We start from the raw sequence: 7,129 nt of genomic DNA on the forward strand, positions 1-7,129 counted from the left end.
CTGCAGACCACCCTCGTCTCCGTCGAAGAGGTATCGGGCGGGGCGCTACAGATGGTGACGGCAGGAACGTTGCAGATCGAGGGCGAGGACAAGCCGGCGCTGGTCGCCGAGATCATCTCTCGGGTCGTGTTCTGACCTCGGACCGAGCAGGTGGATCGAACGCGGTGATCGGCGGCAACGGCTCGTCGTAGCGTTCGATCTCCACCAGTACGTGCTGGCCGGTGCAGCCGCGCGCGAGCGCCGACGAGCCCTCGTCCGCGGTGAGCACGTTCACGCTGCCGTGTACGCACATCGAATCGGGATCTGCCGGATCCAGTGGGTCGTACCAGGCCCCGGTGGACAACTGCACGACCGATTTCAGCATCGCGTCGTCGACAACCACACCGGCCAGGCACGAGCCACGGTCGTTGAACACCCGTACGACGTCGCCGTCCGACACTCCCCTGGCCCCGGCCGCCGACGAGTGCATTCTTATCGGCTCTCTACCCTCGATCTTCGAGTTACGGCTCACCGCACCGTGATCGAGCTGACTGTGCAGCCTGGTGCGCGGCTGGTTGGCGATCAGATGCAACGGGAACTGCTGCGCCCGGGGTCCACCGAGCCATTCCTGCGGCTCGAACCACATCGGATGCCCACGGCAGTCCTCGTAGTCGAACCCCGCCACGGTCGCCGAGAAGATCTCGATCTTTCCACTGGGGGTGCGCAGCGCGTTGCCCACCGGGTCGCGTCGAAAATCCTCGAAGAACGTCAGATCGTCCTCGGTCTTCATCCGAAACGAACCCTCGCGACGGAAATTGTCGTACTCCGGAGTATCGACGCCCCCGGCGCGCAGATATCCGCGCCACTGCTCGTACAGATGCTCGAGCCACTGTTGCGAGCTACGCCCCTCGGTGAACTGTTGCCCCACACCGAGTTTCGTAGCCAACTCCGCGAACGTGTCGTAGTCGTCGCGGGAGTCCGCGTACCGCGGGGCGGCCGGCTCCATCGCGACGAGCAAGGGATCGTTGCGTGTGCAGCTCAGATCCGATCGTTCCAACGACGTCGTCGACGGGACGACGACGTCGGCGTGCTTGGCCATCGGTGTCCAATACGGGTCGTGCACAACGACGGTGTCGGGCCTACCGAGAGCGCGACGCAGCCGCCCCAGATCCTGGTGGTGGTGGAACGGATTTCCGCCGGCCCAATAGACGATCTTGATGTCGGGATAGGTCAATCGCCTACCGTCGTAGTCGAATTCGGCACCGGGATTCAGCAGCATGTCCGAGACCGCGGCGACCGGAATCAGGTCGGGAACGGGATTGACACCCTGCGGCAAGGTCGGCAACGGATACGGAACCGGTGCCAGACCCGGCTCGTTCATCGACCCGTAGCCGTGCCCGAATCCCCCACCCGGAACGCCGATCCGGCCCAGCATCGCCGCGAGTGTCACGCCCATCCACGGGGCCTGCTCACCGTGTCGCGTCCTCTGCAGTGACCAGGTGACCGTCACCATCGTGCGTTTCGACGCCATCTCCCGGGCAAGTTCCGCGATCAGGGCGGCCTCGACGCCGCAGATCGCCGACGCCCACTGCGGTGTCTTGGGAATTCCGTCCGTGATGCCGAGCAGATATCGCTCGAACTCGGGGTAGCCCTGGCAGTACTTCTCCAGAAACTTTGTGTCGTGCAGCTTTTCGTCGGCGAGCACGTGAGCCAGAGCCAGCATCATCGCCACGTCGGTACCGGGCCGCGGGGCGATCCAGCGCGCGTCGCCGTTCATGTCGCTGCGGAGCGGACTCACGGTGACGATCTGCCCACCGCGGGCGCGCATCGCGTCGAGCGAATCGACGGTCGGATGATCCGACGTACCGCCGTGATTGATGCCGGTGTTCTTCACCGGAACTCCGCCGAACGCCACCAACAACTCGGTGTGGGCGGCGATCACGTTCCAGGAGGTGGAGCGCGAGAACATCTTCCAATGCGCACCGAGGACGTGCGGCATGATGACCCCGGTCGCGCCCAGTGAGTAGCTGTGGACCGATCGCGTGTAACCGCCGATGCAGTTGAGAAAGCGATGCACCTGACTCTGCGCGTGATGGAAGCGTCCGGCACTCGCCCACCCGTACGACCCGCCGTAGATGGCCTTGTTGCCGAATGCGTCGACGACCCTGCGTAATTCGGCTGCCAGCAGATCGGTGAGCTCGTCCCACGAGACGTCGACGAACTCGTCACTGCCACGGGTGTCGGTCGGCCCCGGCCCGTGCTCGAGCCAGCCCCGGCGCACCGCCGGGGAGGTGACGCGCGATCGATGGGTCACCGACCCGACGAGGTTGCCCAACACCGGAGAAGGGTTGCTGTCGGTCACCTGGGGATGGATTGCGGTGACGTCACGTCCGTCCGACTCGGCGCGAAACATTCCCCAGTGGCCCATGTGCTGGACGCCGGCCACGCCAGTCATCGAACCACCCCGGTCATCGAATTCCGAACTCGCGCAGCGCCTTCAGTAGTGCATCGGGGCGCTGCGACGTCGGCACCGGATCGACGAGAGCGAAGTGGCATCCGATCTCTCGTGCCGCACCGTCGGCCTCGTCACTGTCGCCCACCATCAGCGTCACCGCGGGGTCCACACCCAACGCCGTCACTGCGTGCCGGAAGATCTCGGGCTGCGGCTTGACGTGACCGACCTCGAACGAGAGCACGAATTCGTCGACGAACCTGTCGAGACCGCGATCGACGAACGCGGGACGGATGTCGAATGCGATGTTGCTCAGGACCCCGGTCCGAATCGATTCGGCAGCGAGCTTTTTCAGCACTGCTTCGGTATCCGGGTACGGCGTCCAAGAATCTGCGTCGATCACGCGACCGTAGACGGATTGTGCGTGCGCCGGATCGGTGACACCGGACTGCGCGAGCACATGCAGATAGGCCTGCCGGTGCAGGGCCGGATCGAGGTCTCGGTTTCGCCACGCATGACGCGTCGCATCGTCGAACTCGACCGTCTCCCCCACCGGTGCCGTCATACGGCGCATCAGTTCCGCGGCTCCCGCACCGTCGACGGGGGTGCCGTCGGCGTCGTGGATCCCGTCGAACCACGAGGGGTGCTCCTCGAGCCTGAACAACGTGCCCGAGAAGTCGAACAGAACGGCCTCGATCGCGGGTGCGCCTGTCGTCGTCACGGCAGGGATTCGACGAGCGCGTCCACCTCGACCCGAGGGCCGGTGAAGAACGGGGTCTCCTCGCGCACGTGTCGCCTCGCCTCGGTAGCCCGCAGGTCGCGCATCAGGTCCACGATGCGATCGAGTTCGGGAGCTTCGAAGGCCAGGATCCACTCGTAGTCGCCGAGTGCGAACGACGGCACGGTGTTCGCCCGCACGTCCTTGTAGTCGCGTGCGGCCTTGCCGTGATCGGCGAGCATCGTGCGACGCTCGTCGTCGGGCAGCAGGTACCAATCGATCGAACGGACGAACGGGTAGACGCAGATGTACGCGCCCGGATCCTCGCCGGCGATGAAGGCCGGGACATGGCTCTTGTTGAATTCGGCGGGGCGATGCAGCGCGGTGTTGCTCCACACCGGAGTACTCGCCTTGCCCAGCGCGGTCGTGCGACGGAAATCGGAGTACGTCGCCTGGAGGTCCTCGATACGCTCGGCGTGCGTCCACACCATGAAGTCGGCGTCGGCGCGCATACCGGCGATGTCGTACACCCCGCGCACCGCGACACCCTTGTCTTCACGACTTTCGAAGAACACCTTCGCTTCCTTGGCGGCCGCGGCCCGATCCTCGCCGAGAACACCGGGCGTGACCTTGTAGACCGAGAACATCAAGTAGCGAAGAGTCGAGTTGAGCGCTGAGTAATCGAGGCGTGCCATGGCCCTATCGTGCCACTTCGACCAGACGGGCGGCAGCGGTGGTGGCGGACGCAATACACGCGGGCACCCCCACACCGCGCTGCCAGGCACCGGTGACCTCGAGACCGGGTAGGTCGGCGACTCCTGCCTCGATGGCGGCGACGCGATCGAGGTGCCCCGGCGCGTACTGCGGTAGGCCTCCCGGCCAGCGCTGCACGGTCGCAGCGATCGGCTGCGCATCGATGTTCGCCACCGTCGCGAGATCCGCGAGTGCGATCTGGATCGACTCCGCGTCGGATCGGTCCGACGCCGTCGTGTCACCGAAGCGGCCGAGCGAGGCCCGCAGCAGTACCGCGTCACGCTCGGCCAGGTGCGGCCACTTGCGGCTCGACAGGGTGAATGCCTTCACGTCCAAGCCCGCGTCGGTGGCCACCAGGATTCCCGAATTCTGCGGAAGTTCGGTCGTCTTGGGAAAAGCGAGCGCGACGACGACCGAGGATGCGAGATCGATGTTCCGCGCGGCCTGCGACGCCGCGGGCGCCACCTCGGCGATGAGCCGGCCGAGAATCGGCGCAGGGACCGCCAGCACCACGCCGTCGACGCGTCCGACTCCTTCGACGAACCATCCGCCGGACTCGCGGCGGATCTCACCGACGCCTGCACCGACCACCGTCCGGGCATCGGTCGCAGCGACGAGGGCATCGAGCAACACCGCGTAACCGTCGCGCAGCCCGCCGAACACCGGCCCCGGCGACGGGGTGGGCAGCGCTGCCAGCACTGCCTCGGTCAGGTTGGCTGCTCCACCGTCCAACGCGGCAGCCAACGTGGGCAGTGCCGCACGGATGCCGATCGAGCTCGACGAACCGGAGTACACGCCGCCGAGCAGCGGATCGACCGAACGGCTGACCACCTGGGAGCCGAACCTGGTGCCCACGAGATCGGCCACACCGACGTCCGAACCCGCGGTCCAGGCGAAGGGCCGAGAGGTCTCGGTCTCGATGAGGTGCAGGTCCTCGGGGTCCACCAGATCCCGTACCGAATCGGCGGACGACGGGATGCCCATCAGAGTGCCGACCGGGAGCGCGTGAGGTCGACCGCCGGAATAGACGAGCGGACGGACCGGCGCCGGGTAGACCAGCTGATCCGACAGACCGAGCTCGGCCAGCAGTGCCGGCACTTCGGGACGTCGACCGATGAAAGCCTCCGCACCGACGTCGAGCGAGTCCGCGCCGACCGCGGTGGTGCGCAGCGTGCCGCCGAGACGCGACGACGCCTCGACGACAGTGATCTCGGCACCCGGCCCGCAGGACTGCCGAAGGCGATACGCCGCGACGAGGCCGGAGATTCCGCCGCCGACCACGGCGTACCGCCGAACCGTCACAACGAATGCACCAGCGAGACCACCCGGGTCAGAACCTCCGGATCGGTGTCGGGGAGCACTCCGTGGCCCAGGTTGAACACATGTCCGCGAGCACCGGCCGCCAGCGCGCGATCCGCCTCGGCGGTGATGCGTCGAACCTCGGCCTCGACGGCATCCCAGCCGGCGAACAGCACCGCCGGGTCGAGATTTCCCTGCAGCACCTTGCCGCCGCCTACGCGATGCACGGCGTCGTCGAGTGGGATTCGCCAGTCGACACCGACGACGTCGGCACCGGCTTCACCCATCGCCCCGAGCAACTCGCCGGTTCCGACGCCGAAGTGGATCTTCGGTACACCGGCCGAGGACACGGCGTCGAACACGCGCGTCGAATGCGGCAGCACGTACTCGCGGTAGTCGGCGAGGGACAGCGCACCCGCCCAGGAGTCGAACACCTGCACTGCGTCGACGCCTGCGGCGAGCTGAGCCTGCAGGAAGGTGATCGTCGTGGTGGCCAGTGCGTCGAGCAGGGCGTGCCAGGTCGCCGGATCGGACCGCATGAGCGCCTTGGTCTTCTCGTGATTACGACTCGGGCCGCCCTCGACCAGATACGACGCGAGGGTGAACGGTGCGCCTGCGAAACCGATGAGCGGTGTACCGGCGAGCTCACGGGTGAGGATACGCACCGCATCGGCCACCGGCTCCACCTGATCCGAAGTCAGGATCGGCAGTGCGGCCACATCGGCAGCCGACCGCACCGGCTGCGCGACGACCGGTCCGGTGCCAGCGACGATGTCGAGATCGATACCGGCGGCCTTGAGCGGAACGACGATGTCCGAGAACAGAATTGCCGCGTCCACGTCGTGCCGACGAACAGGCTGGAGAGTGATCTCGGCCACGAGATCGGGTCGGAAGCACGAGTCCAACATGCCGATGCCGGCGCGAATCTTGCGGTACTCCGGGAGCGATCTACCGGCCTGGCGCATGAACCACACCGGCCGACGCGAGGGAGCTCGACCTGCGATCGCGGCCAGGAACGGCGCGTCCGGGAGTTCTCGACGGGCGGGGGCTGTGGCGTGCGGTTCGGCGTTCATCATGTTCCATGCTGCCACGCGCGAGGAAAGCTCCTGCCACCAAGGGCGACACACCGACTTCGGTTGCATCACGGCCCGGCGCGCCTCCGCGTCCAGGCAACGTGACGCGTCTAACGTCCGGTGACGTGACCGAACCCCAATCCACCGCCGAACCTGCGCCGTTCCGCGCCGCCATCGACGCGATGCATCGGGCTCAGGTACACCCGGCGATCGAAATCGGTCCGATCCGGCCGCCGCAGCGACTCGCTCCCTACAGTTACGCGATCGGGGCCGAGGTCAAGCATCCGGAATCCGACCGGATCGACGAACAGAGCGACGGCGACGCCTTCGGCCGCCTGATCCTGCTGTACGACCCCGACGGTGCCGAGGCCTGGAACGGTACCCTCCGATTGGTCGCGTACATCCAAGCGGACGTGGACGAATCCCTCGCCGACGATCCTCTGCTCCCCGAGGTCGGCTGGAGTTGGCTGGTCGACGCGCTGGAGTCGCGCTCGGAGCCGCTCAACGCACTCGGCGGCACGGTCACCTCGACCAGCTCGGTGCGCTACGGCGACATCGCCGGGCCACCCAAGGCCCACCAGCTCGAACTACGCGCCTCGTGGACGGCCACGTCCGAGGACCTCTCGACGCACGTCGAGGCGTTCTGCGAGGTGCTCGCCTACGCCGCCGGTTTGCCGCCTGCGGGCATCACCACCCTCGGCCAGCGCAGTTCCAGCCGGACATAGTGGGCGGTCCTTCCACCCGCAGGGCTTAGAGTCACATCTCATGTCAGCCGAGAGTTCTCCCGAGACCACGCCGGACGACGAGGCGAACGAGCCTGTCGCCGTTCCGCTACTGGCCCCGGCTGACGGCATA

Annotated in this window: 6 protein-coding genes; 1 reads left to right on the forward strand and 5 read right to left on the reverse strand. The window is 66.9% G+C overall.

Annotated elements, in window-relative coordinates; all coding sequences use genetic code 11:
• Positions 1 to 112 precede the first annotated feature (112 nt).
• The 5 genes from A2J02_RS13315 to hemE are packed head-to-tail and all read right to left on the reverse strand — an operon-like array spanning position 113 to position 6,274.
• Positions 113 to 2,434, reverse strand: a complete 2,322-nt coding sequence (locus A2J02_RS13315) for a molybdopterin-dependent oxidoreductase (protein WP_179272006.1) — start codon at positions 2,432 to 2,434, stop codon at positions 113 to 115.
• Between the two features lie 13 nt (positions 2,435 to 2,447).
• On the reverse strand, positions 2,448 to 3,152 hold the full coding sequence (locus tag A2J02_RS13320) for an HAD family hydrolase (RefSeq protein ID WP_176460466.1): 705 nt from the start codon (positions 3,150 to 3,152) through the stop codon (positions 2,448 to 2,450).
• Positions 3,149 to 3,844, reverse strand: a complete 696-nt coding sequence (gene hemQ, locus A2J02_RS13325) for a hydrogen peroxide-dependent heme synthase (protein WP_068050615.1) — start codon at positions 3,842 to 3,844, stop codon at positions 3,149 to 3,151. Before hemQ ends, A2J02_RS13320 begins: the two co-directional genes overlap by 4 nt.
• 4 nt (positions 3,845 to 3,848) lie before the next feature.
• Complete coding sequence (locus A2J02_RS13330; protein ID WP_068050616.1) at positions 3,849 to 5,204, reverse strand: protoporphyrinogen oxidase; 1,356 nt, start codon at positions 5,202 to 5,204, stop codon at positions 3,849 to 3,851.
• The gene (gene hemE, locus A2J02_RS13335) at positions 5,201 to 6,274 is read right to left on the reverse strand and encodes a uroporphyrinogen decarboxylase (protein ID WP_176460500.1); all 1,074 of its coding nucleotides are present in this window, start codon (positions 6,272 to 6,274) and stop codon (positions 5,201 to 5,203) included. The genes A2J02_RS13330 and hemE overlap by 4 nt, the downstream gene beginning before the upstream one ends.
• A gap of 125 nt (positions 6,275 to 6,399) precedes the next feature.
• Here hemE and A2J02_RS13340 point away from each other — a divergent pair, with 125 nt between their 5' ends.
• A complete protein-coding gene (locus tag A2J02_RS13340; RefSeq protein WP_068050617.1) occupies positions 6,400 to 6,999 on the forward strand; it encodes a DUF3000 domain-containing protein in 600 nt (199 codons plus the stop codon).
• Positions 7,000 to 7,129: the final 130 nt, after the last annotated feature.

Source organism: Rhodococcus sp. EPR-147, assembly GCF_001647185.1.
Lineage (GTDB): Bacteria > Actinomycetota > Actinomycetes > Mycobacteriales > Mycobacteriaceae > Rhodococcoides.